The organism is Vibrio sp. S457-15 (assembly GCF_000960545.1).
Classification (GTDB): Bacteria; Pseudomonadota; Gammaproteobacteria; order Enterobacterales; family Vibrionaceae; genus Vibrio; species Vibrio parahaemolyticus.
Genome location: NZ_JYOQ01000020.1, coordinates 1 through 381 on the forward strand (window position 1 = coordinate 1; position 381 = coordinate 381).

Genomic DNA, 381 nt, shown 5'->3' on the forward strand with positions numbered 1-381 from the left:
TGCCCAGTGAGCAGTTCGTGTTCTGGGTCGGGCACCACCGCACGCATAGCAAACGTGCGCGGTTTGGGAGCAAGTCGGGTACCTAAGAAATCAAGCTGTCCTAGGTGTTCGAAAAACTGGCCGTTTTCTAGCTCTAGTTGCACTTCCACACCGTTCGACTCGGGCGGACCATCGCCTTTAATTCGATCCATGCCCATCGCTAAACGCTCACGGTCACTGACGCTAAACGAAGTGTGCACAGGGTCTAGGCTCACGAGCGTCGTCAGCACACCTGCAGATGGAGAAACCAGTTCACCAGTTATCACTTTAGTGTCGCTAATACGACCACTAAACGGCGCTCGGATTTGCGTGTACGACAGGTTGACTTCTGCAAGTTTAAGC

Annotated in this window: 1 protein-coding gene; it reads right to left on the bottom strand. The window is 53.3% G+C overall.

The genetic code is table 11. From position 1 onward, the window contains the following. The coding region (locus UF05_RS02650) for an efflux RND transporter periplasmic adaptor subunit (RefSeq protein WP_048852133.1) at positions 1 to 381 on the bottom strand (381 nt) is incomplete at both ends.